Here is a 23,718-nt window from a genome sequence, read left to right on the forward strand (position 1 = left end):
GTCGAATCTGCCCCCTCCTTAACATCCGCTGCACAATGGTACCATTGTGCCGTAAGCGACATCGCCGCCATGTTGCCCTACGGCACCACCGCCAGGATCCGGAAACGTCGGGACGACCCGACTTAGCGCAGGAGCCGGAGCCGGGTGATCCGGCTCGGATTGCTCTCGGCCAGCAACAGATCGCCATCAGGCGTGCCGAACAGGCCATGGGCGCCGTTCAGCACCGGGCGGGCGCGACCGAGCCTGACGCCGTCGGCACCGATCAGATGCAGGCTCGGCACCTGGTCGGTGATGTATGCGCGGCCTTGCGGATCGCCCCAGATCGCCACCGGGCGATAAAACCCCTCCCAGACGTCAAGCACATTGCCGTCGCGATCGAACACCTGCACCCGGTCGCGGGTCCGGTCGATCACCACGACGCGGCCGTCGGCAAAGGTCCAGATGCCGTGCGGCTCGCCGAATTCGCCGGCCTCGAAGCCGAGCTGGCCCCAGGTGGCGAGCAATTGGCCATCGGCCGAGAAGCGGTGGACATGGTTGGCGGCATAGCCGTCGGCGACATAGATGTCGCCCCAGGGCGACACCGAGATATCGGTCGGATGGTTGAACGGCGACTGCGGAATGCCGCGCCCGCCGAGCTGGCCGAGCCGCTCGCCGCCGGCTGAGAACCAGATCACCTCGTGCATGTCGCGGTCGACCACGATGACCCGGCCATCGGCATCGGTGGTCAGCATGTGCCCGTCGGCGATCGTGTCGCCGCCCCAGCCGCCGAGATGGGCGCCATCGGGCGAAAGCTCGATGACCCGCGAATCATCCGGCTGCGTCAGGCTGTCATGGCGCAGCAGGACGAAGACATGGCCGCGCCCGTCGACCGCGACATCGGAAACGAAGCCGGAATTGGCCGGCCAGGTCCCGAACGGCCGTTCGACGCGGTAGCGGGCCTCGCCCAGGGCGACGATCAGGTCATGTGTGCTCACGGCGATTATCCTGCAAAGGGATGGGTCTTCACCCAATGCTGCGCGATATCGAGGCGCCGTGTCACCCACACTCCGTCATGGCTCATCACATAGTCGAGGAAGCGGGCGAGGCCGGCGGCCCGGGCGGGATGGCCGATCAGCCGCATATGCAGGCCGACCGACATCATTTTGGGCTGGGTCCGGCCCTCGGCATAGAGCATGTCGAAGGCGTCCTTGTGCCATTCGAAATAGTCGGCCGCGGTGGCGAACTGGCCATTGCCGAACTTGCCGTCATTGTTGACCAGCGAATAGGGCACGACCAGCTGCGGCCTGCCGCCGACCCGCTTCCAATAGGGCAGCTCGTCGTCATAGGCGTCGGAATCGTAGAGGAAACCGCCCTCCTCCATCACCAGCCGGCGGGTGTTGACGCTCGGCCCGTAGCGGCAATACCAGCCGAGCGGCCGTTCGCCGACGGTCCGCTCGAGCGAGGCGACCGCCTTGGCGATGTGCTCGCGCTCCTCCGCCTCGCTGAGCAGATAGTGCTTCACCCAGCGCCAGCCGTGGCAGCAGACGTCGAAACCGGAGGCCTTGATGGCCGCCGCGGCCTCCGGATTGCGCTCGATCGCCAGCGCGCAGCCGAACACGGTCAGCGGCAGACCACGCTCCTGGAACAGCCGCATCAGGCGCCAGAAGCCGACCCGGCTGCCATAAGCGAACATGCCTTCGCCCGCGAGGTCGCGGCCTTTCACGCCGGTATCGATGCCGTTGACCTCGGTCAGCCCGGTCTCGGTGAAGCCTTCGCCGTCCTGCACCGAGGGTTCCGAGCCCTCCTCGTAATTCATCACGAAATTGATCGCGATGCGCGCGCCGCCGGGCCATTTGGGATCCGGCGGATGGGCGCCGTAGCCGATCAGGTCGCGGTCATCAGCTGGTGTCATCAGGTCATCTCCGGGTCGGCTTTCGGTTGCGCCGCCGATCGGCCTGGTCAGGCCGGCCGGCCGATCCTCACATCGGAGCGTGATTCCATCATCCCCCACGGGCGGAGGGGCAGCATGTCGGCGCGCGCATCGAGTGCGGCCGGGGGCACCGGGAGGTTGTCGACGAGATCAAGGCGAGCGACGAGCCAAGGGCCATGCCGGTTGCGCTCCGCCGTCCGCCGGCCATCATCCCGGCGCCATCATCCCGGCGCAGGAACAGGCCTGCCCGCGCGTCATGGCCCTTGCTTGACCGGGCGGCCCGCTGGCACGCTGCGATGCCGCCTGAGATCGATGGAGCTTGCATGCCCGCATCCGAACAGCCGTCTCCCGATCAACCCTGGCCGTCGATCATTGCGCTGGCCGATGCGGTCCGCTCAGGCCGTTCCACCGCGCGCGCCGAGACGGAACGGGCGATCGAGCGCATCGTCAGGCTCAATCCGGGGCTCAATGCCATCATTTCTTTCGATCCGGCCGATGCGCTCGCCCGCGCCGACGCGGTCGACCGCCGGGTTCAGGCCGGCGAAGAGCTGCCGCTCGCCGGCGTGCCGGTGACGATCAAGGACAATATCTGGGTGAAGGGCCGTCGGATCACCCAAGGCTCCAGGTTGTTCAAGGACTTCGTCGCGCCGCAAGACGCGGTGGCGGTGGAACGGCTGGAAGCCGCCGGCGCGGTCATTCTCGGCATATCCAACACGCCGGAATTCGCCGCCAAGGGCCAGACCACCAACCTGCTTTATGGCGCGACCAGGCATCCGATGAACTCAGGCCTGACGCCCGGCGGCTCGTCCGGCGGGGCCGTCGCTTCCGTCGCCGGCGGGCTGGTGCCGCTGGCGCTCGGCACCGATGCCGGCGGCTCCAGCCGGCGCCCGCCGGCCCATACCGGACTGGTCGGTTTCAAGCCGTCCTTCGGCGCCATTCCCTACGGGCCGGGCTTCGAGGAGCCGTTTTTCGGCGTGTCCTGCCATTGCCCGATCACCCGCACCGTGGCCGAAGCGGCGCTGGCCTTCGAGGTCATGGCCGGCCCCGATCCCCGCGACCCGCATTCGGCTTTCGTCGAACCGGGCGAGCCCGTCGACATCACCGCCCTGACGATTGCATACACGCCCAAATGGGGCCTCGACGTACCCGTCGAGCCCGAGGTCGCCGATGTCGTCGCGCGGGTCGCGGACATGCTGCGCGGCGCCGGATTGAACGTCGTGGCGCAGGATCCCGTCTGGCCGGCCGGCCTTGCCGAAGCCGGGCTCAACCCGATCCAGCATGCCGGGCTCGCCGCCCTCCATGGCGCCGCCTGGCGACAGGCGCCTGACCTGATCGATCCGGATCTCGGTGCCCAGATCGCCGCGGGCTTCGACCTGTCCGGACCCGATGTCGGCCGCGCCATGCTGCTGTCCGAACAGGTTGCGCTGTCGGCCGCCCGCTTCTTCTCCGACCATCGCTTCGATGCCGCGATCGGCCCGACAACCCCTTGCACCGCCTGGCCCATCGACCAGCTCGGCCCCGATACCATTGCCGGCGTGAAGGTTGGCCCGCGCGGCCATGCGGTGTTCACGCCGCTGTTCAACCACGCCCGCCAGCCGGCGATTTCGGTGCCATGCGGCACCGACGCGAGCGGCCTGCCCATCGGCCTGCAGATCATCGCGCCGCGCCTCAAGGACCGGACGCTGCTCGCCATCGCCGCGGCCGTGGAGGCGCTGCTCTGAGCCACGATCTGTTGCGTGCCTCCATACCCGCGCCGGCAGGCCGACCATGCATCTGCTCCTGATCAACCCGAACACCAGCCGGGCGACCACCGAGAGCATGGCCGGCATTGCCCGTAATGCCATGCCCGGCATCACCGTCGAATGCCTCACCGCGCCCTTCGGCGTGCCGCTGATCACCAATGCCACAGAACTCGCCTTGGCCGCGGAAGCGGTGGCCGCCGCGCTGGCGGCACCACGCACCGGCATCGATGGCATCGTCATCGCGGCCTTCGGCGACCCGGCGCTGCAAAGCCTCAGGCAACGGCTGGCGGTCCCGGTCACCGGCATTGCCGAAGCCGGCATGGCCGAGGCGGGCCAGGACGGCCGCCGCTTCGCTGTCGTCACCACCACCCCGGACCTCGTCACCTCGATCGCGGGCCTCGCCGAGGGCTATGGCCATGGCGGAGCGTTTCTCGGCACCGTGCTCACCAAGGGCGACATTCGAACCGTGATGGCCGATCCGGACCGGCTCGCCGAAGCGCTCCTGGAGGCCAGTCGACGAGCCGTCCGCGAATTCGGCGCGGACGCCGTGGTCATTGGCGGCGGTCCGCTCGCCCTGGCAGCCCGACGGATCGGGCCCGACGTGCCGGTGCCGCTGATCGAGCCGGTGCCGGCGGCGGTCCGGCTCGCCGTGGCGCGCGCCGCGAAGACGTGAAGGTGCATTGCATTTGGGGGGCGTCCTTCCAGTTCTCGCACGAGAACCACCCTCACCTCGCCCCAGCGGGGCTACCGGATTGACACATCTGACGAGCGGCGGCGAAAACTGACGGGCCTTGCATCCTTCGAGACTCGTGCCGGAACCGCCCACCTGACCTCGCCCCGGCGCCAGCCTCGATCTCACGGCGCTCATCGTCCTGGCCGGGCTTGTCCCGGCCATCCACGACTTGCTTAGGCCCAAAACATGCGTGGATGGCCGGGACAAGCCCGGCCAGGACGAAGTGCGAGGCTTGCGAGGTCAGGCCTGGGTCGGATCCGCGCGGCAAGCCCGTATTCAATCGCGCCTGCTCAATCGCTCCCGGTAATCCCGCTCCATCCGCGCCGCGCCGGCGCGCACTTCCGCGAGGAAAGCCTGGGCCAACCGCGACAGCGGCCGGCTCTTCGACCAGGTCACCGAGGCGACCGCCCGGGTCACCGGTTCATAAGGCAGGACCACCAGCTCGTCGCCGGCGCCGTAGCGCGGTGAAAACGGATCGACGATGGCGACACCGACGCCGCTTTCGGCCAGCACGCAGGCGGTGTTGCAATAGCGCACCTCGACCGCGTGCTTGAACGGCTGGCCGGCCTTGCGAAAGCTCTCGCGCACCGCTTCGCCGAGCCGGGTGCCGCGCTCCAGCGCAATGAACGGATAGCCGTCGAGGTCGGCCGGCGTGATCAGCGGCTTGTCGGCCAGGGGATGGCCGGGCTTGACCACGCAGACCATGTCGCCGGTGAACACCGCCTCGCAATGCAGGCCGGGGCGGTCCTCCAGGCCAATGGCGAAACCGAGTTCGACCAGATTGCTCTCGACACTGTCGATCACGCCCTCGTAGCGGCGGACGTCGAAGAACACCTGCACCTGCGGCCGCTGGGCCAGGAACTGGCGCAACGCCGAGGGGATCACGCCATAACCGATCGGCGGGGTTGCGACGATGCGCAGATGGCCGGCCTTGCTCTCCTTCAGGTCGCGCAGCTTGTTCTCCAGGATCGTGTGCATGGTGAAGATCGATTCCGCCTCGTCATGCAGCATCTGGGCTTCGCGGGTCGGGAACAGCCGGTTGTTGATCCGCTCGAACAGGGGAAAGCCGGTCTGTGCCTCCATCGCCTTGATCGCATTGCTGATCGCCGGCTGCGACAGGCCGAGCTGGCTCGCCGCCGCGACCGTGGTCCGATAGCGGATGATCGCCCGCAAGATCTCCAGCTGGCGCAGCGTCATGGCGGCCTCCTCGCTATCATTCCACTGAATAGACATGGCCAAAATATCATAGTCCGGCCTATTGTTGCACTGCCGTCGCGATGTCACAGTTTCGTCGTCCGGCGGGACTGCCCCGGGAGCCCCAGGCTTGGCCTGAAGCTCCTGAAACGCCCTGCCCTCATCGCTCAAGAGAAGGCCAAGACGATGTCGCGCAGTCTTCGCGTCGCCGGTGCGCAAATGGGCCCGACCCAGCGCGATGACAGCCGGGCAAAGACCCTGGCGCGCCTGATCGCGCTGCTCGACGAGGCGGCAGCCAAGGGCGCCGGCCTGGTGGTGTTCCCGGAACTCGCCTTCACCACCTTCTTTCCGCGCTGGCTCCTGGAAGCCAATGAGCTCGCGAGCTATTTCGAGCCCGCCATGCCGAACCCGGCGGTGCAGCCGCTGTTCGACCGGGCCCGCGAGCTGAATATCGGCTTCTATGTCGGTTATGCCGAAAAGACCCCCGACGGCCACCACTTCAACAGTTCGATCCTGGTCGGGCCGGACGGCGAAATCGTCTCCAAATACCGCAAGATCCACCTGCCCGGCTCGGTCGAGCCGCGCGCCGGTGAAAAGTACCAGCAGCTGGAAAAGCGCTATTTCGAATATGGCGATCTCGGCTTCCCGGCCGTGCGGGCGCCGGACGCCTGGGCCGGCGCCATTACCGGCATGTTGATCTGCAACGACCGCCGCTGGCCGGAAGCTTGGCGCGTGCTCGGCCTGCAAGGCGCCGAACTGGTCTGTATCGGCTACAATTCCGCCGCCTATGATCCGAACGGCGGCGACCGCGAGGACGCGGCGCTGCGCACCTTCCACGCCAAGCTCGCGGTCCAGTCCAACGCCTATATGAACGCCACCTGGGCGGTCGCCGTCGCCAAGGCCGGCGACGAGGACGGCGCCGGCCTGATCGGCGGCTCCTGCATTGTCGATCCGAACGGCGTCATCGTCGCCGAGGCGGCAACGCTGGCCGACGAGATCATCATCGCCGATTGCGATTTCGATCTGTGCCGCCAGGGCAAGACCAAGATGTTCAATTTCGAGGCCCATCGGCGGCCGCAATGGTACGGCCCGATCACCGGCCAGGTCGGCGTGGTCGAACCGGGCCGGGAGACTGCCGGTTAGCCTCGACGCGTCACAGGGGCCGGTCGCCGGCCGCCGCATCTGGAGGGGAGTACAGATGATCAGGCATGTTGTTGCAGGCGTCGCCGCGGCGGGCCTCTTGATCGCCGCGAGCGGCGGCCGGGCCGGCGAATTGCCGGCCCAGGTGAAACAGTCCGGCGTGATCCGCATTTCGGTCAACGCCATCTATCCGCCAATGGAATATCGCGACCCCGCCACCAACCGGCTGGTCGGGCTCGACATCGATCTCGGTGAAGCGCTCGCCGCCAAGCTCGGCGTCCGCATCGAATGGTCGGAGAGCGCCTTCGAGCAGCTCATTCCCGGACTGCAGACCGGCCGCGCCGATCTCATCCTGTCCGGCCTGAGCGATCTGCCGGCGCGCCGCGAGACCATGGATTTCATCGACTATCTGAAATCCGGCGCCCAGTTCTACACGCTCGCCGCCTCGCCGCTGGCGACGCCTGAGGACGTCTGCGGCAAACGGGTCGGCACCAGCCGTTCGACCTCGTTCCCCGACCAGATCCGCCGCTGGAGCGCGGAAAACTGCGAGGCCAAGGGAAGGCCTGCCATCACGGTCGTGCCGGCCGAAAGCACCGCGGACGCCCGCGCCCAGCTGAAGCAGGGCCGCATCGACGCCGCCGTCCAGGGCAGCGAGACCGTGCCCTATGCGATGTCGCTCGACCCTGGCGTGTTCAAGCCGATCGGCACGTCGTTCACGGTCAACTATCAGGGCATTGCCTTCCGGAAGGCCGATACGGCCTTTCGCGACGCCATCGCCGAGGCGCTTGTCGCCCTCATCAAGGATGGCACCTATCAGCAGATCCTGGCCAAATGGAACCTGCCTGGTAACGCGGTTGCCGGCCTGATCATGAATGGGGAAGCCCGATGACGCTCGCATCACCGCAAAGCCTCGGCGTGTCCGCGACCAGCGACCCGTTTCCCGATATTGCCGGCTTGAAGATCATCCGGCGCACCCATTGGGGCCGCTGGCTGGCGGCGACCAGCATCATCGCGCTGCTCGGCTGGATCGGACTGGCCTTCGCCCGCGGCCAGATCGAATGGGTCTATGTCGGCCGCTTCCTGACCGTGCCGTCGATCCTGTCGGGCGTGGTCAACACCATCACCATGTCGGTGCTCGCCATGGCGCTCGGCATCCTGCTCGGCGTGGTCGTGGCGATCATGCGCATGTCGCCCAATCCGGTGCTGCGCTCGGTGGCGCTCGGTTATGCCTGGTTCTTTCGCGGCACGCCGGTCATCCTGCAATTGCTGCTCTGGTTCAATCTCGCCCTGATCTTCCCGACCATGGGCATTCCCGGCCTGTTCAGCGCCCGCACCGTCGACATCATGACGCCCTTCGTCGCGGCCCTGCTCGGGCTCGGCATCAACCAGGGCGCCTATACTTCGGAAGTCGTCCGCGCCGGCCTGATCTCGGTCGACCACGGCCAGTATGAGGCGGCCCAGTCGATCGGCATGACCCGGCTCCTGTCGCTGAAGCGGATCATCATTCCGCAGGCCATGCGGGTGGTCATCCCGCCGCTCGGCAACGAGTTCATCGGCATGATCAAGCTGACCTCGCTCGCCAGCGTCATCCAGTTCTCCGAGGTGCTGCACAACGCCCAGAACATCTATTACGCCAATTCGCGCGTCATCGAGCTCTTGATCGTCGCCGCCATCTGGTACCTGGCCATCGTCTCGGTGCTGACGCCGCTGCAAATGCTGCTCGAGCGTTATTTCGCGCGCGGCGCGGCGAAGGGGCGCTGACCATGACCGCTCCGCTCGTCTCCATTCGCTCGGTCGCCAAACATTTCGGCTCGTTCCGGGCGCTCAACGGGGTGTCGCTCGATGTCGACCAGGGCGAGGTGCTGTGCATCATCGGCGCCTCCGGCTCGGGCAAGACCACGCTCTTGCGCTGCATCAACCAGCTGGTCGAGATCGATGCCGGCGCCATCTGGGTCGACGGCGACCTGGTCGGCTACCGCCGCGTCGACGACAAGCTCTATCCGCTGACGGAGGCTGAAATCGCCCGCCAGCGGCTGAAGACCGGCATGGTGTTCCAGCGCTTCAACCTGTTTCCGCATATGACCGCGCTGGAAAACATCATCGAGGGCCCGGTCCAGGTGCTGAAGCGCGACAAGGCCGAGGCGATCCGCGAGGCGCGCGCCCTGCTCGACCGGGTCGGCCTGGCAGCGAAAGCCGATGCCTTTCCGGCCAACCTGTCGGGCGGCCAGCAGCAGCGCGTCGCGATCGCCCGGGCGCTCGCCATGAAGCCGAAGCTGATGCTGTTCGACGAACCGACCTCGGCGCTCGATCCGGAACTGGTCGGCGAGGTACTGGCGGTCATGCAAGGGCTCGCCAAGACCGGCATGACCATGATCGTGGTCACCCATGAGCTCGGTTTCGCCCGCGAAGTCGCCGACCGGGTGGTGTTCATGGACCATGGCGCCATTGTCGAACAGGGAACCGCAGCGGCAGTCCTGAACGCTCCGAAAGAAGAGCGCACGCGGGCCTTCCTGTCGGCGGTTCTGGCGTGAATGTTGGATAAACGAAGAGGGGTTCCGACATGAAGAAACTGGCTTTTCTGACCTGCTTGCTCGGCCTGATCGGCCCGGCCCAGGCCGCCGAACTGCCCGCCGCCATCAAGGCGCGCGGCACGATCATCGCGGCCATCGTGCCGAACTATCCGCCGCTCGACCTGAAGGATCCGGCGACCAGCGAATTGACCGGCTTCGATGTCGAGCTGGGCACCGCGATCGCCGCCAAGCTCGGCGTGCGGATCCAATGGCAGGAAACCAGCTTCGAGCAGATGGTCTCGGCGGTCGGCACCGGCCGGGTCGACGTGGTGATCTCGGGCATGAGCGACCTGCCGAGCCGGCGCGGCACGGCGAGCTTCGTCAATTATCTGCGCTCCGGCCCGCAATTTTTCGTCCGCGCCGCGCGGGCCGCCGAATTCCCCGACATGCTGTCGCTGTGCGGCAAGACCGTCGGCGCCAGCCGCCGGACCTCCTATCCGCGCGAGATCGCGCGCTGGAGCGAGGAAACCTGCGCCGCGGCCGGCAAGCCGGCGATCAATTTCGTCGGCACCGAAGGGTCCGCCGATGCCCGCACGCAGCTGCGCCAGGGCCGCATCGACGCCGCCATGCAGGGCAACGAGACCCTGCCCTACATCATGGGCCTGGAACCCAATACCTATCACCCCGTCGGCACGCCGATCGCCACCCAGCTGATGGGTATCGCCACGGGCAAGGACGCGACCGAGCTGCAGCAGGCGATCGCCGGCGCGCTGACCGAACTTATCGCAGACGGGACCTATCGGCGGCTGCTCGACAAGTGGCAGCTGACCGCCAATGCCATCGAAAGGGTGACGATCAATGCCGGGCAATGAAAAATGGGACGTGATCCCGACCAGGCCAGCCAATATGGCACCGCCGGCGCCTGAATTCCCCTGGCCGGCCGGCCATCGCGCGGCGATGTTCCTGTCCTTCGACGTCGACGCCGAAAGCGCCTGGACCTCGAAGGACCCGGCCCATGCCGAGCGTCTGGTCACCATGTCGTTCGGCGGCTTCGAGGCGCGTGTCGGTACGCCCAAGCTCCTCGAATTGCTCGACCAGCTCGGCTTGAAGGCAACCTTCTTCATCACCGGCTGGGCGGTCGACGCCCATCCGGCCATGGCCGAAAATATCCTGAAGGCCGGCCACGAGATCGGCCATCACGGCTATCACCACCTGCTGCCGGATCCGGGCGATCCCTATATCCAGGATGAGCTCGACCGCGGTTTCGAGACCCTGAAGCGCCGGCTCGGCGTGGTGCCGGTCGGCTATCGCGCGCCCTTCGGCGAAAGCTGCGACGAGCTGCGGATCAGCCTGAAGCAGCGCGGCATCCTCTATTCGTCGTCCTGGCGCGACGATGTCCGGCCCTACCGGCAGGTTCTGCCCGACGGCTCGCCCGGCGTGATCGAGCTGCCGCCGACCTCGAGTTATGACGACTGGATGCACGGCTTAAGCGCCCGCTTCTCGCCGCGCTCGGTGTTCCCCAAGGAACATGTCCTGTCGATGTGGAAGGACGAGCTCGACGAAGTCAGGGACTGGGGCGCCATGGTCACCACCGTGCTGCATCCCCAGGTCAGCGGCCGGCCGATGCGGCTGCGTCTGTTGCGCGACTTCCTGACCTATGCCCAGGCGCACAAGGACGTCTGGATCACCACCGGCGCCGAGATCGCGGCGCATTACGCGGCCTGCGAAGCGGCGGCCGCCAAGGCGGCGTGAGGCACAGGAACCCTCTCCCGCGAAGACGCGGGCGAGGGTTCATGCGCGGCCGGCCGAGCGTCAAGCCGCCTTCAGCTGCGCTTCGGCGAATTCGTAATTGGCCAGCTTGTCGAGGAAATTCGTCACATAGTCCGGCCGCCGATTGCGGAAGTCGATGTAATAGCTGTGTTCCCAGACATCGAGGCCAAGCAGCACCTTGCCCTCGTCGGTGGCCAGCGGATTGGAGCCATTGGCGGTCTTGGTGACCTTGAGGCGGCCGTCCTTGGCGAGCACCAGCCAGGCCCAGCCGGAGCCGAACTGGCCGGTCGCCTGGGCCTTGAAGGCCTCCTTGAAAGCCTCGACGCTGCCGAAATCGGCAATCAGCTTGGTTTCGAGCGCCGAAGGCAGCCGGCCGCCCTTGGGCGACAGCGCCTGCCAGAACAGGATATGGTTCCAGTGCTGGCCGGCATTGTTGAAGACCGGCGCGAGATCGGCCTTGCCGTTGGACAGCCGAACGATCTCGTCGAGCGACTTGCCCTTCAGCGCATCGTTCTTGTCGACGAAACCGTTGAGCGCGGTGACATAGGCCTGGTGGTGCTTGCCGTGATGAAACTCGAGCGTTTCCGCGCTCATGCCGGCACCGGCAAGCGCATCGGTCGCATAGGGCAGCGAGGGCAGTTCAAAAGCCATGATGGGCTCCTTATCAATGTCGCCCGCACCGCCAAACGTGATGCCGGGCCGTCTCGGCTTGCGCTCCGGATGGGCGCGGCCTATTTTCCAAGCTAATCCTTTTTAAATTGGCCGCAAGGGATAAGTCGGGACACCATATGTCGGAACACGATATCGCCGGGCCTGCCCCGCTGAACACCACCGACCGGTCCGCCCGCTCGCCCGCGCAGCGGATCCTGATGGCGTTGAAGATGCACGGCGCCCAGACCGCACCGGCCCTTGGCACACGTCTGGCGATCACCGGCGAGGCGGTGCGGCAGCAATTGGTGCGGCTCGCCGAGGATGGCCTGGTTTCGGCGCGATCGGAGGCCCGCGGCGTCGGCCGCCCGGCCCAGTTCTGGGACTTGACCCCGGCCGGGAACGCGCAATTTCCCGACACCCATGCCGAATTGACCGTCCAACTCCTGCGCACGATGCGCAAGGCGCTGGGCGAGCAGGCGATCGACACCATCATCGCCGCGCGCGAACTGGAAACCCGCGAGGCCTATCGCAGCGCCATGAAGGACGTCACCGGGCTCAGCCAGCGGGTCGCCCATCTCGCCCGCATGCGCACCGCCGAAGGTTATATGGCCGCCTGGGAGGAGCAACCCGACGGCACGCTGCTGCTGGTCGAGAACCACTGCCCGATCTGCGCCGCCGCGGCGACCTGCCAGGGCTTCTGCCGCGCCGAGATCGACCTGTTCAGGACGGTTCTCGGGCCCGACGTGCGGGTCGAGCGGCTGGAACATATCATCGCCGGCGCGCGCCGATGCGCCTATGCCATTGCCCCGGCCGCGAAGCCGCCGGCCGTCTGATCTCAGCCGGAAGCCGGCGGGTCTAGAGCTGCATCAGCACGGTGGCCGCGAGCGAGGCGATGAGCAGGCCGATATGGCTCAGTTGCAGCGCGTCCTGGCGAATCCAATAGGCAAACCACATGCCGCCGAGCAGGAAGCCGAAACACAGGCCGGTGAGCGCGGCGAGCGCCAGCGTGGCCGATCCCTTGGCCATGGCGGCCTCGCCCAGCAGGAACTGGACCCCGCTCAGCCAGAACAGGATGGCGGTCGCCAATTGCCAGAGCGCGATCAACCCGAGCGCCGCCTTGGCCAGCGCCGGATTTGTGATGGCGCGTCGCCGCAAGGGGGTCGGTATTGCCGGCTGCTGGTCCAGCAGCGCCATGCTCATGGTCACCCCGACCGCATGAGCAAACCCCTTGAAGTCGCTGATATTGTTGATGAAGGCGAGTGTCGACCAGAGCGCGAAGCCGAACACGGCGATCACCTGAGCGAGAATGAGGGTCATGTCTGATGCCTGGCCTATTTAGCAAGAATAAACTTGCTAAATAGGCCAGTTCGTATTGGCCCGCAATCGCCTTCCGGGCAGTCTAGTTGCCCAGTCGCTGCAGGATGGCGCGCATCTGGGCGATCTCGGCCTCCTGCGCCTTGATCACCTCTTCGGCGATCTTCCGCACCTCGGGGTCGCGGCCATATTGCAAGGCCACCTTGGCCATGTCGATGGCGCCCTGGTGATGCGGGATCATGCCGGCGACGAAGTCGCGGTCGGCATTGCCGCTGTAGCGGATCGCCATGCCGCGATGCATGCGGTCATTGGCCTCTTCGAAGGCCTTGGTCGCGGGCGAAGCCGGGCTGGCCGGGGCCGCGGCCGGCTGGCCATGGCCCGGGTGACCCTGGTGGCCGCCGCCCTGCTGGGCGAAACCGGCGCCGGCGGCGCCGATCGCCAAAGCCAGCGCCAGGGCGCCGACAGTCGTGATCCTGGTCATGATGGTCCGTCCTTCAGGCATCAGCGAACCTGGGCCTGGATCATCCGGCGGCCCGGCGGGGTCAGTTGCACGGCGCCGCGCGGACGCTGCGGAAGTGCAACGGTCGAGGTTCCGGTCAGCCGGTTGGCGCCGGCCGGCGCCAGGGTCACGCGCACCGATTTGCCGTCGACCACCAGGATGGCGACGCCTTGGAACCCGGCCGCAGAGACCGCCTTATCGTCATGGTCGCTCAGATAGATGTCCAGCGCCGTGCCCTTGGCAACCACCTCGACATGATAGGTATCGGCCATCTCGTAGATGGTGCCGCCATTCGGCCCCGTCTGCGACCCATGATGATGTTGCGCGAAGGCCGGGGTGGCGCTCAAGGCCGCGGCGAGCGCGAGGAACAGAAGTCGTTTCATCGGATGGTCTCCTTCGAGGGTCGGGTGGATCCGGGGCAGTCGAAAACGCGTGGGGTCAGAAGGTTTCGGCCTTGGCACCGGTTGGCTCCGCGGTTTCATCGGATGAGGAGGCAAGGGCTGCCAGCCGTTCCAGCGGCTTGCGGCCGAACAGCAGGAACAGGACCGGCGTGACGATGGTGTCGAGCAGGGTTGCCGTCACCAGCCCGCCGAAAATCGTCACCGCGACCGGGTGCAGGATCTCCTTGCCCGGCGCCAGCGGGTCGATCATCAGCGGCACCAGCGCGACGCCGGCCGACAAGGCCGTCATCAGCACCGGCGTCAGCCGTTCCAGGCTGCCGCGTATCACCAGGTCGCGGCCGAAGCTCATGCCCTCATGCAGCGCCAGATTGACCGTGTGGCTGATCTTCAGGATGCCGTTGCGGGTGGCAATCCCGGTCAGCGTGATGAAGCCGACCATGGAGGCGACCGACAGCGGCTGGCCGGCGATCCACAGCGCCGCGACCGAGCCGATCAGCGCCAGCGGGATCGAGCCCATGATGATCAGGGCGAGCACGGTCGAGCGATAACGCGAATAGAGGATGGCGAAGATCAGCCCGAGCGACAGGAGCGACAGCAGGCCAATGGTCCGGCTGGCCTCCTCCTGGGCCTGGAAAGCGCCTTCGAGACTGACGAAAAAGCCCGGCGGCAACCTGGTCGCATCGACCACCTTGCGGATATCGGCGATGATCCGCGCCATGTCGGCGACGCCGTCGGAATTGGCCAGCACGACCACCCGGCGCTTGCCGTTCTCGCGCAGGATCTGGTTCGGCCCGTCGGTTTCGGTGACGGTGGCGAGCTGGCGCACCGGCACCCAGCCAACCGGCGTCTCGATCAGGAGGTCGCCGAGCCCCTGGGTGGTGCGCACCTGGTCGGAGAGCCTCACCACCACGTCGAAGCGGCGGATGCCGTCGATGATGCGTGACACCACCCGGCCGTTGGACAGGCGCTCCAGCTGCTCGGTGATCGCCGCCGGCTGCACGCCGTAGAGCGCGGCGCGCTGATGATCGACGACGATCTCGAGCTGCGGAATCCGCACCTGCTTTTCGACCTGCAGGTCGACAAGCCCCAGGATGCCGGCGAGCTTGGCGCGGAACTCCTCGCCGACGGCACGCAGCGTGTCGAGATCCTCGCCGAAGATCTTCAGCGCGATCTGGGCGCGCACGCCCGACAGCATGTGGTCCAGCCGGTGCGAGATCGGCTGGCCGACATTGGTGGTTACCGGCAGCACGGCCAGGCGCTGCCGGATATCGGCGACGACCTCCGGCTTCGGCCGGCCGCCGGGATGCAGCGCCACCTCGAGGTCGGAGACATGGACGCCCTCGGCATGTTCGTCGAGCTCGGCCCGGCCGGTCCGGCGGCCGACCGTCTTCACTTCGGGAATGTCGATCAGCAGGCGCTCGGCGACCAGCCCGACCCGGTTGCTCTCGGCCAGCGAGATGCCCGGATTGAACTGCATGGTGATGGTGAAAGTGCCCTCGTTGAACGGCGGCAGGAACGAGCGCGGCAATTGCGTCGCGGCGAAACCGGCAACCGCCACCGCCAGCACCACCATCGCCAGCAGCCGGCGCGGCCGGCCGAAACACCAGACGAGCGCCCGGCGATTGACGCTCTTCAGCGCGCGGATGAGCCCGCTTTCCTTGTGGTCGAGCCGCTTCAGGCCGGGCAGCAGCCAATAGGCCATGACCGGCGTCAGGGTGATCGACACGACCAGGCTCGCCAGGATCGAGACGATATAGGCAACCCCGAGCGGCGCGAACAGCCGGCCCTCGATGCCGGACAAGGCGAACAGCGGCACGAAGACCAGCACGATGATGGCGGTGGCGTAGACGATGCCGGAACGCACCTCGTTGGAAGCCGTCACCACCACCTGGAACACCGAGCGCGGATTGCCCTGCTCGCGGTTCTCGCGCAGCCGCCGGAAGATGTTTTCGACATCGACAACCGCGTCGTCGACCAGTTCGCCAATGGCGATGGCGAGCCCGCCCAAGGTCATCGTGTTGATCGACAGGCCGGCGAAATGGAAGACGATCGCGGTCGCCAGCAGCGAGACCGGAATGGCGGTCAGCGAGATCAGCGTGGTGCGAACGTTCAACAGGAAGGCGAACAGGATGATCGCCACCACGATGATCGCCTCGCCCAGCACCTTCTTCAGATTGGCGATCGAGGTCTCGATGAAATCGGCCTGGCGGAACAGGATGTGGTCGGCCTTGACGTCGCGCGGCAGGTTGGCGCCCATCTCCTTCAGCGCCAGCTCGATCTCGCGGGTCAGCCTGATGGTGTCGACACCCGGCTGCTTCTCGATCGACAGGGTCACCGCCGGCCGGCCCATGAAACCGACATCGCCGCGCTTCTGCCGGGCGCCGAACGACACTTCGGCGACCTGGTGGACATAGACCGGCCGGCCGGCGACGGTTGCGATCACCACCTGGCGCAGGTCGTCGAGGCTGGCGGTCCGGCCAATGTTCCGGATCAGGAATTCGCGGGCATATTGGTCGGTGAAACCGCCGCCGCTATTGACGCCGAACTGCGCCAGCGCGGTCTCGAGCTGCGCCTGCGTGACCCCGCTGGCGCGCATGGCCGCCGGGTTCGGCGCGACGCGGAACTGGCGGACCTCGCCGCCCATGGGAATGACCTGGGCGACGCCTGGAATGGTCAGGAGGCGCGGCCGCATCACCCAGTCGGCGATCTCGCGCAGCTCCATCGGCGAGGTCGTCTCGGCGGTCAGCCCGACCAGCAGAACCTGGCCCATGATCGAGTTGATCGGCCCCATTTGCGGACGCGCGGTCGGCGGCAATTGATCGCGCACCAGCGTCAGGCGCTCGTTGACCAGTTGCCGGTTGCGGAAGATCTCGGTGTTCCAGTCGAATTCGACATAGATGATCGACAGGCCGACACCCGAGACCGAACGCACCCGGCTGACGCCCGGCAAGCCGTTCATCTGGGTCTCGATCGGGAAGGAGACGAGCTGCTCGACCTCCGGCGGGGCAAGCCCCTCGGCCTCGGTCATGATGGTGACGGTCGGCCGGTTGAGATCGGGGAACACGTCGACCGGCAGGCGCGCGACGTTGAGCGCGCCGAACAGGATCACCACCGCGGCAAAGGCCAGGACGAAGAGCCGGTTCTTCAGCGAGTGGGTAACGAGGAATGTGAACATGGCCCGCTTACCGGACCTGGTTCAGGAGTTCGGCGCCGCGGGTGACCACCCGCATGTCCGGCGCCAGGCCGGCGACGACGATGACCCGCTCGCCGTCGAGCGGCTCGACCCGGATCTCGCGCGGTTCGAAACGCTCGCCGGTGGTCTTCACATAAACGATGGTCTGGCCGTTCTGGCCGCGCAGCACGGCGGCCCGTGGCACGGCGAGGCCGCTGCGCCGGTCGCCGCTTTCGGCCGCGACCGTGACCAGCTGCCCGAGCCTCAGGCCCTGGGGTTCGCCTTCAATGGCGAAATGCACCGGTATCGCCTGGTTGCGGTCGGCAAAACCCGATCCGCGATAGCTGAGCGTCTGGCTGCGTCCTTCCGCCGTGCGCATGGTTGCGCCGCGTTCGCCGACCGACATGTCGAAGGACAGCGCCTCGACCCAGAGTTTGGCGGGATCGACGATCAGGAAGATCAGGGTCGCCGGATCGGCGATCTGGCCGGCCACCGCATTGGCCGAGGCGATGACGCCGCCGACCGGCGCCACCAGCGTCTCCGGCTCGCGCTTGAACCGGTCGAGCCGCGCCCGGCGCTCCCTGAGGCCCTGGATCTCGATGCGCAGTTCATCGGCCTGCACCCGCGGCGCGGCCGGGCCCATCTGGATCGAGCGGGCGAGCCGCGTCTCGGCGAGCGTGATCTGCTGATCGAGCTCGGCGGCGCGCTGGCGCTGGTCAGAAGCCTCGGCCGAGGTCAAGGGCGGGGTAACGAAACCGAGCACGTCGCCGGCCTGGACCCGGGTGCCGAGGCGCGGAAACCCACCCGGCGGCGCCGACAGCCGGCCGGCGACCGCTGCCTGGACATTGCCCGATGAATTCGGATCCGGGATCACCCTGGCCGGCAGTTCGACCGACCGGCCATGGTCGGCCTGTTCGACCAGCAAGGTCCTGACGCCGAGAATGCGCTGGGTCGTCTTCGGCACGAACACCGCGCCGTCGGGCAGCCGGATCGCCACGTCGCGCTCGATCGCCGGGGCGGCAGCATGCGCATGCGCATGCGCATCGCCATCGGCCCGCGCCGGATCCCCCGCCGATGCCAGCGCGAGGCCGATGCCGAGGACCACGACGGCAGCGGTGGATCGGCGCCGGCGGACCAGCAGGGCCGCCGCCAGGAAGCCGGCGGCGAAACTTCCGCCGATGATCGCGTAGAGCGAGCCGTCGCGGCTGCCGATTCGCTCCCGGAGGCCGTTGGCGAAGGCCGCCGGCACCAGCCAGGAGCCGCGTGCCGCCGGCGTTTCGCCCGGGCTCGCGTCCGGGATCACCAGGGTGGCGGTCATGATCTCGGTCTCGCCGCGCGCGGTGACGGTGAACAGCAGCTCGTGCGAGCCGGGCTGCCTGGCCCAGGGGGCCGGCACCAGCCAGGCTTCGGCCTGCGCGCCCCTGCCCTTCACCGCGTTGACCGCGCCGCCCGGACCTTCGAGCGCGATCTCGGCATCGGTGATCGGCTCATTGGTGCGAAAATCGTCGAGCGTCAGCTCGAGCGTCTCGCCGCGCCGGACGATGACCAGCTCGAAGGCCGCCGAAACCGCATCCGCGCGCGGCGCCAGCGCGCCGGGCGGCGGCGGCGCGGCCTCGTCATGGCCCGGATGGGCCGCGACGGGCGCGACCATCAGGCCAAGCAACAGAAGCAGGCTCATTATCGGCAGGCGCATGGGGAGCATCATCGAACCGGTTCGCGGATCATCATCCGCTCCGTTTGCGTGGCTCCTGTTACGTGCCGATTGCGGCTTTGTTACCGATTGTTGCAGCCGGCTTCGGCAAGGTCACGGTCACCCTGAGCCCGCCGCCGTCGCGATTGGCCATGGTCACGTCGCCGCCATGGCCGCGCAGAATGGTCCGGGCAACGGTTAATCCAAGCCCGACGCCGCCGGTCTCGACATTGCGCGACGGCTCCAGCCGGACGAAGGGGCGGAACACGTCCTCGACCGCCGCGGCCGGAATGCCCGGCCCGTCGTCGTCGATGGTCACCACCGCGGCCTGATCCGTGACGGCAAGTCCGACCCGCGCCGTGCCGCCATATTTCACCGCATTGTCGATCAGGTTGGACAGGGCGCGCTTCAAGGCGAGCCGCCGCCCCCTGACCACCACCGAGCGCGAGCCGTCGGAACTGACCTTGGCGCCCTGGTCGGCCAGGTCGTCGACAACCGTCTCGATCAGGCTGGTCAGGTCGATCGACCGGACCTCTTCGTCGGCCCGGTCGCCCTTGAGGAAAGCCAGCGTGCCGTCGAGCATGCGCTCCATTTCGGAGAGATCGGCCGAGATCAGCGCCCGCCGCTTTTCCGGCAGGTCTTCGATCCGGAAGCGCAGCCGGGTGATCGGCGTCTTCAGGTCATGCGACACGGCGGCCAGCGTCTGGGTGCGGTCGTCGATCAGCTTGTGGATACGATCCTGCATCTCGTTGAAGGCATGGGCGAGATCGCGCACCTCGCGCGGGCCGGTTTCCGCGACCCGCTTCGGTTCGGCGGTTGCGTAGAGATCGCGCGCGGCGGCGGCGAACAGCACCAGCGGCCGGGCGAACCAGCGCACCAGGAGAATGCCGACGATGACGATGCCGATGGCCATCAGCGTCGTCGACAGCACGGTGCCATGGGTCAGGCTGAAGTGGTCATGCGGCCGGACCTGGACCAGATTGACGTTGACCCAGCTCTGGTCCGGCAGCCGGATCGAGACGAGGGCCAGATGCGGGTCGTCATGGCCGACGGTATGGGCGCCGGTGACCAGCCCGTCGGGTCCGATATCGGGCGCGGCCTCCAGGATGCGGGTGCGCAGGCCGGCCAGGAACGGCGAGCTCTCGATGACCGGAATGGCCTGGCGGTCGGCGTTCCAATGGGCATTCAAGGGCCCGCCCGACAGGGCGTGGGCGGTCGCGTCGCGTTCGGCCGGCGCGGTGCGCGCCACGGCCCGCGCGACCGCCACCAGCCGGTCGGCGACCAGGGTCTCGTTGGTCAGCGACACTTCCTGTTCGAGCGACGACTGATAGGCCCAGAGACTGGCCAGATGCAGCACGCCCATGGCCACCAGCAGCACCACGATGGTGCGCCCGGCAATGGTATCGACCAGCCATTTCATGCCCGTTCGACCTTCGGCACGAACATGTAGCCGGCGCCCCGGACGGTCTTGATCATCGGCGGCGCGTCGGCGGTGGGCTCGATCTTGCGGCGCAGCCGGCTGATCTGCACGTCGATCGAGCGGTCGAAGCCCGAGGCGACGCGGTTACGCGCCAGGTCGAGCAACTGGTCGCGCGACAAGACCCGCTGCGGCCCCTCGATGAACGACAGCAGCAGGTCATATTCGCCGGTCGACAGGTCGACCACCACGCCGGCCGGATCGGTCAGCTCGCGCCGCGCCGGATCGAGCGTCCAGCCCTCGAAGCGGAACAGCCGGCCGGGCGCACCGTTGGTGACCGGCGCAATATTGACCCGCCTGAGCACCGCCTTGATCCGGGCCAGCAGCTCGCGCGGGCTGAACGGCTTGGCGATGTAGTCGTCGGCGCCGATCTCCAGTCCGACGATCCGGTCGGTCTCGTCGCCCTTGGCGGTCAGCATGACGATCGGCAGCGACGAGGTCCGCCTGATGTCGCGGGCGAGATCCAGCCCGTTGGCGCCGGGCAGCATGATGTCGAGCACCACCAGATTGATCGTGGCGGTCGCCAGGATGTCGCGCATCTCGCGGCCGTCGCGCGCCGCCGAGACGCGAAAACCGTGGTCGCGCAGGAACTTGGTGACCAGCGAACGGATCTCGCCGTCATCGTCGACGACAAGGACGTGCGGTTCGGCCTCGGCTGCCGCGGCGGCCGGAAAGGGCATGTGCTCGTCTTGCATGGTACGGCGGTTCCGAATGGCGAATGGCGAATGGAAGATGAGTCGCGGACGCGGCGCGCGCAACCCTCCCCCACGAAGGCGTGGGCGAGGGTTTGCACGCCCCCCGACACGCAGCTGTCACAACACTTGAGCATTGAGCCGGGCCTGTCATGCTCCTGCCAGTCCGCCCGACCGATCCGATCGCACCCGAAATGCCGCCATGAACGCCCTGGTCTCCTTCAATCTTCCTGAATTCATCAACACGGTGATCAGCCTGGTCACGGCCTTCGCACTGGGCACCGCGATCGGCGCCGAGCGGCAATATCGCCAGCGCACCGCCGGCCTCAGGACCGCGGTGCTGGTGGCGGTCGGGGCCGCCGCCTTCGTCGATCTCGGCATGCGGCTCGAACACACCCGCGGCGCCATTCAGGTGACCGCCTACGTGGTCTCCGGCATCGGCTTTCTCGGCGCCGGCGTGATCATGAAGGAGGGCATGAACGTCCGCGGGCTTAACACCGCCGCGACGCTCTGGTGTTCGGCGGCGGTCGGCGCCTTCGCCGGCGCCGACCTGATCGCCGAAGCAGTCCTGCTGGCCGCCATGGTGCTGGCCGGCAATACGCTGCTGCGTCCCCTGGTCAATGCCATCAACCGCTCGCCGATCGACGCAACCCAGACGGAGGCGACCTATGAGGTGCGCGTCACCGTGCCGGCCGAGCGGCAGGACCAGGCGCGCGAACTGATCGCCGAGCTCCTCGACAAGGCGCATTACCCGGCCCGCGAGGTGGAAACGGTCGAGCGCGCCGACGACCTCGTCGAGGTGGTCGCCACCTTGATGTCGACGGCGGTCGAATCGGCTGAGCTCGATGCCGTCGCCCGGACGCTCGAAGCGCAGCCCTTCGTCCAGCATGCCACCTGGACGATCCGCACCTCGGACTGATCGCCGCTCAGCCCCGCGCCGTTCGGTCCGGCACGGCCGGCGCCCGGGCGCGAACCAGCCAGCAGGCCGCAGTATAGCGGACCTCGGCGCCATGGACATAGGGATCGAAGGCGGCGCGGACCGTGTCGACGACCCCCGCTCGGGTCTCGGCGGCCAACTCGGGAAGGATCTGGCCAAGCGGGCCGAAGCGGGTCAGGTAGCCGGCCAGTTCCGTCTCCGGCAAGGTGCAGGCCATGTCGATCGGCCGGATCTCGATCCCGGCCCAGCCGCTGTCTTCCAGGATCTGGCGGACCCGGCCCTGGTCGGCGAAAGCGAATTGTCCGGGTGCACCCGGCCGGCGGGCGGGCATGTCGGGCAGCAGCGGCGCCGCCGCACGCTCGGCCGTGGTCATGAACGGATTGTCCTCGGCACCTCGCCAGGCGACGAAGCTGAGCTCGGCGTCGGCCCTTGCGGCGCGCCGGAGATTTGCGAAGGCCCGGACCGGGTCGTCGAAGAACATCACGCCGAAGCGCGAGATGATCATGTCGAAGCTTGCGGGTTCGAAGGCGTGGGTCTGCGCGTCGGCGATGATGAAGCGCGCCGGCGTGCCGTCCCGTTCGGCGCTGGCGCGGGCGGCAGCGATCATCGGCTCGGAAATGTCGATGCCGACGCAGCCGCCTTTCGCGCCGGCGAGCCTGGCGACGGCCAGCGTGATGCTGCCCGTGCCGCAGCCGACATCCAGCACCCGGCCGCCCGGCCCGGCTGAGACCGCTTCGACCAGCAGCTCTTCGATCGGCCTGAACATCCGGTTGATCACCTCCTGGGCCTCGACCCAGGCCTGTCCGGCACGGCCGTTCCAAAGCCTGGTCTGCTCGTTGTCGGTCGGGGGCGCGACAGCCATGATCATCATCCCTAAGCTTGCCTTCCAGAGGCTGAAGCCGCACCATGCCAGTTCAAGTCGACTTGAGGTCAAGAGCATGAGGGATCTTGATATAGCCGAGGTGGCGCAGCGCTCCGGCATGCCGGCCTCGACGCTGCGCTTTTATGAGCAGAAGGGGCTGATCGCCTCGATCGGCCGGCGCGGCCTGCGCCGCCTGTTCGATGCCGAGGTGCTGGAACGGCTGGCGCTGATCGCGCTCGGGCGCTCCGCCGGCTTTTCGCTCGACGTGATCGCGCTGATGTTCGGCCCCGACGGGCGGCCGCGCATCGACCGGCAGATGCTGGCGGCCAAGGCCGAGGAGCTCGACGGGACGATCCGCAGGCTGAGCGCCATGCGCGACGGCCTGCGGCACGCGGCCGCCTGCCCGGCGCCAAGCCACATGGAATGCCCGACCTTCCGCCGCATCCTGCGGACCGCCGCTGCCGGAGCGGTCGCAGCGCGAGGCAAGCAGGCACCTGGGTGGCAATCCTAGATGCCCGCGCCTTGGCGCCGATGGCGCGGCCGGCCACGAGGGGCCGCCGCGCCTTTCAGATGACCCGCGCGTCACCATCGACCGGCGGGCCGGGCTGCGCACCAGCACACCGCATCAAGCGAACTGGGCGATGCCGTGACCGAGCGACCAGTTCTCTTTGGCGGCCTCGATGACGTTGACGAACACGTCCTCCGGACGGATGCCGGGGCTGTCGCCGAGCAGTTCCGCGATCCGCCGGAACAGCGCCTTCTTCTGGTCCACGGTGCGGGTGTCGAACACCGTGATCTGAATGAAGACGAGATCGTCGCTGCGGGCGACGCCAAGATAAGACGCGCCGTAGCGGAAGTTCGCGGCGTCATGCTCCGTGATGGTCATGAACTGGTCGTCTTCGGGCACGTTCAAGGCCTCGCGCATCGCGCGGTAAAGGCTGTCGAAGATCGCCTGGCGATAGGCTTCCGGCTTTCCGGCGCGCAGTGAGATGTGAAGCAGTGGCATCAGGGATCCTTTCCAGTCT

Annotated in this window: 24 protein-coding genes; 11 read left to right on the forward strand and 13 right to left on the reverse strand. The window is 67.6% G+C overall.

What is annotated here, in order from left to right:
- Nucleotides 1-122: 122 nt before the first annotated feature.
- Together E8M01_RS31990 and E8M01_RS31995 are read right to left on the reverse strand one after the other, a co-directional pair.
- The gene (locus tag E8M01_RS31990) at nucleotides 123-974 is read right to left on the reverse strand and encodes an NHL repeat-containing protein (RefSeq protein ID WP_215908831.1); all 852 of its coding nucleotides are present in this window, start codon (nucleotides 972-974) and stop codon (nucleotides 123-125) included.
- 5 nt (nucleotides 975-979) lie between these two features.
- Complete coding sequence (locus tag E8M01_RS31995; RefSeq protein WP_215908832.1) at nucleotides 980-1,891, reverse strand: polysaccharide deacetylase family protein; 912 nt, start codon at nucleotides 1,889-1,891, stop codon at nucleotides 980-982.
- 341 nt (nucleotides 1,892-2,232) lie between these two features.
- Here E8M01_RS31995 and E8M01_RS32000 point away from each other — a divergent pair, with 341 nt between their 5' ends.
- Nucleotides 2,233-3,630 carry an amidase gene (locus E8M01_RS32000; protein WP_136963864.1) on the forward strand — a complete coding sequence of 466 codons (1,398 nt, stop codon included), beginning with the start codon at nucleotides 2,233-2,235 and terminating at the stop codon, nucleotides 3,628-3,630.
- 46 nt (nucleotides 3,631-3,676) lie between these two features.
- Nucleotides 3,677-4,324, forward strand: a complete 648-nt coding sequence (locus E8M01_RS32005) for an aspartate/glutamate racemase family protein (RefSeq protein ID WP_136963865.1) — start codon at nucleotides 3,677-3,679, stop codon at nucleotides 4,322-4,324.
- A gap of 336 nt (nucleotides 4,325-4,660) precedes the next feature.
- Here E8M01_RS32005 and E8M01_RS32010 read toward each other — a convergent pair whose 3' ends face one another.
- Nucleotides 4,661-5,581 carry a LysR family transcriptional regulator gene (locus E8M01_RS32010; RefSeq protein WP_136963866.1) on the reverse strand — a complete coding sequence of 307 codons (921 nt, stop codon included), beginning with the start codon at nucleotides 5,579-5,581 and terminating at the stop codon, nucleotides 4,661-4,663.
- A gap of 183 nt (nucleotides 5,582-5,764) precedes the next feature.
- On the opposite strand from E8M01_RS32010, the gene E8M01_RS32015 reads away from it, so the two are divergent.
- The 6 genes from E8M01_RS32015 to E8M01_RS32040 are packed head-to-tail and all read left to right on the forward strand — an operon-like array spanning nucleotide 5,765 to nucleotide 10,980.
- Complete coding sequence (locus E8M01_RS32015; RefSeq protein WP_136963867.1) at nucleotides 5,765-6,721, forward strand: N-carbamoyl-D-amino-acid hydrolase; 957 nt, start codon at nucleotides 5,765-5,767, stop codon at nucleotides 6,719-6,721.
- A gap of 55 nt (nucleotides 6,722-6,776) precedes the next feature.
- Nucleotides 6,777-7,607 carry an ABC transporter substrate-binding protein gene (locus tag E8M01_RS32020; RefSeq protein WP_136963868.1) on the forward strand — a complete coding sequence of 277 codons (831 nt, stop codon included), beginning with the start codon at nucleotides 6,777-6,779 and terminating at the stop codon, nucleotides 7,605-7,607.
- Nucleotides 7,604-8,479, forward strand: coding sequence for an amino acid ABC transporter permease (locus E8M01_RS32025; RefSeq protein ID WP_136963869.1), 876 nt, complete (start codon nucleotides 7,604-7,606; stop codon nucleotides 8,477-8,479). The genes E8M01_RS32020 and E8M01_RS32025 overlap by 4 nt, the downstream gene beginning before the upstream one ends.
- Nucleotides 8,480-8,481: 2 nt before the next feature.
- Nucleotides 8,482-9,249: an amino acid ABC transporter ATP-binding protein gene (locus E8M01_RS32030; protein ID WP_136963870.1), complete on the forward strand. Its 768-nt coding sequence runs from the start codon at nucleotides 8,482-8,484 to the stop codon at nucleotides 9,247-9,249.
- Nucleotides 9,250-9,278: 29 nt separating this feature from the next.
- Nucleotides 9,279-10,100, forward strand: coding sequence for an ABC transporter substrate-binding protein (locus tag E8M01_RS32035; protein ID WP_136963871.1), 822 nt, complete (start codon nucleotides 9,279-9,281; stop codon nucleotides 10,098-10,100).
- The gene (locus tag E8M01_RS32040) at nucleotides 10,087-10,980 is read left to right on the forward strand and encodes a polysaccharide deacetylase family protein (protein WP_136963872.1); all 894 of its coding nucleotides are present in this window, start codon (nucleotides 10,087-10,089) and stop codon (nucleotides 10,978-10,980) included. The genes E8M01_RS32035 and E8M01_RS32040 overlap by 14 nt, the downstream gene beginning before the upstream one ends.
- Nucleotides 10,981-11,040: 60 nt before the next feature.
- Here the strand turns inward: E8M01_RS32040 and E8M01_RS32045 are convergent, their stop codons facing one another.
- A complete protein-coding gene (locus E8M01_RS32045; RefSeq protein WP_136963873.1) occupies nucleotides 11,041-11,649 on the reverse strand; it encodes a superoxide dismutase in 609 nt (202 codons plus the stop codon).
- Between the two features lie 218 nt (nucleotides 11,650-11,867).
- On the opposite strand from E8M01_RS32045, the gene E8M01_RS32050 reads away from it, so the two are divergent.
- Nucleotides 11,868-12,482 (forward strand): helix-turn-helix transcriptional regulator, encoded by a 615-nt coding sequence (locus E8M01_RS32050; protein WP_215908972.1) that lies wholly within the window; start codon nucleotides 11,868-11,870, stop codon nucleotides 12,480-12,482.
- 22 nt (nucleotides 12,483-12,504) lie between these two features.
- On the opposite strand, the gene E8M01_RS32055 is transcribed toward E8M01_RS32050, so the two are convergent.
- From E8M01_RS32055 to E8M01_RS32085, 7 genes are all read right to left on the reverse strand, one after another.
- Nucleotides 12,505-12,966: a DUF2165 family protein gene (locus E8M01_RS32055; RefSeq protein ID WP_136963874.1), complete on the reverse strand. Its 462-nt coding sequence runs from the start codon at nucleotides 12,964-12,966 to the stop codon at nucleotides 12,505-12,507.
- An 82-nt stretch (nucleotides 12,967-13,048) separates the two neighbouring features.
- Nucleotides 13,049-13,444, reverse strand: coding sequence for a CopM family metallochaperone (gene copM / locus E8M01_RS32060; protein WP_136963875.1), 396 nt, complete (start codon nucleotides 13,442-13,444; stop codon nucleotides 13,049-13,051).
- Between the two features lie 20 nt (nucleotides 13,445-13,464).
- Nucleotides 13,465-13,845: a hypothetical protein gene (locus tag E8M01_RS32065; protein ID WP_136963876.1), complete on the reverse strand. Its 381-nt coding sequence runs from the start codon at nucleotides 13,843-13,845 to the stop codon at nucleotides 13,465-13,467.
- A gap of 55 nt (nucleotides 13,846-13,900) precedes the next feature.
- A complete protein-coding gene (locus tag E8M01_RS32070; protein ID WP_136963877.1) occupies nucleotides 13,901-17,038 on the reverse strand; it encodes an efflux RND transporter permease subunit in 3,138 nt (1,045 codons plus the stop codon).
- 7 nt (nucleotides 17,039-17,045) lie between these two features.
- Nucleotides 17,046-18,728 carry an efflux RND transporter periplasmic adaptor subunit gene (locus E8M01_RS32075; protein ID WP_246088512.1) on the reverse strand — a complete coding sequence of 561 codons (1,683 nt, stop codon included), beginning with the start codon at nucleotides 18,726-18,728 and terminating at the stop codon, nucleotides 17,046-17,048.
- A gap of 58 nt (nucleotides 18,729-18,786) precedes the next feature.
- Nucleotides 18,787-20,145 (reverse strand): ATP-binding protein, encoded by a 1,359-nt coding sequence (locus E8M01_RS32080; RefSeq protein WP_136963879.1) that lies wholly within the window; start codon nucleotides 20,143-20,145, stop codon nucleotides 18,787-18,789.
- Complete coding sequence (locus tag E8M01_RS32085; RefSeq protein ID WP_281287825.1) at nucleotides 20,142-20,897, reverse strand: response regulator; 756 nt, start codon at nucleotides 20,895-20,897, stop codon at nucleotides 20,142-20,144. Before E8M01_RS32085 ends, E8M01_RS32080 begins: the two co-directional genes overlap by 4 nt.
- A gap of 199 nt (nucleotides 20,898-21,096) precedes the next feature.
- On the opposite strand from E8M01_RS32085, the gene E8M01_RS32090 reads away from it, so the two are divergent.
- Nucleotides 21,097-21,813, forward strand: coding sequence for an MgtC/SapB family protein (locus tag E8M01_RS32090; RefSeq protein WP_136963880.1), 717 nt, complete (start codon nucleotides 21,097-21,099; stop codon nucleotides 21,811-21,813).
- A gap of 7 nt (nucleotides 21,814-21,820) precedes the next feature.
- Here E8M01_RS32090 and E8M01_RS32095 read toward each other — a convergent pair whose 3' ends face one another.
- Nucleotides 21,821-22,693: a class I SAM-dependent methyltransferase gene (locus tag E8M01_RS32095; protein ID WP_136963881.1), complete on the reverse strand. Its 873-nt coding sequence runs from the start codon at nucleotides 22,691-22,693 to the stop codon at nucleotides 21,821-21,823.
- Between the two features lie 76 nt (nucleotides 22,694-22,769).
- Here E8M01_RS32095 and E8M01_RS32100 point away from each other — a divergent pair, with 76 nt between their 5' ends.
- Nucleotides 22,770-23,204 (forward strand): helix-turn-helix domain-containing protein, encoded by a 435-nt coding sequence (locus E8M01_RS32100; RefSeq protein WP_136963882.1) that lies wholly within the window; start codon nucleotides 22,770-22,772, stop codon nucleotides 23,202-23,204.
- A gap of 114 nt (nucleotides 23,205-23,318) precedes the next feature.
- On the opposite strand, the gene E8M01_RS32105 is transcribed toward E8M01_RS32100, so the two are convergent.
- On the reverse strand, nucleotides 23,319-23,699 hold the full coding sequence (locus E8M01_RS32105; protein WP_136963883.1) for a tautomerase family protein: 381 nt from the start codon (nucleotides 23,697-23,699) through the stop codon (nucleotides 23,319-23,321).
- Nucleotides 23,700-23,718: the final 19 nt, after the last annotated feature.

The organism is Phreatobacter stygius (assembly GCF_005144885.1).
Lineage (GTDB): Bacteria > Pseudomonadota > Alphaproteobacteria > Rhizobiales > Phreatobacteraceae > Phreatobacter > Phreatobacter stygius.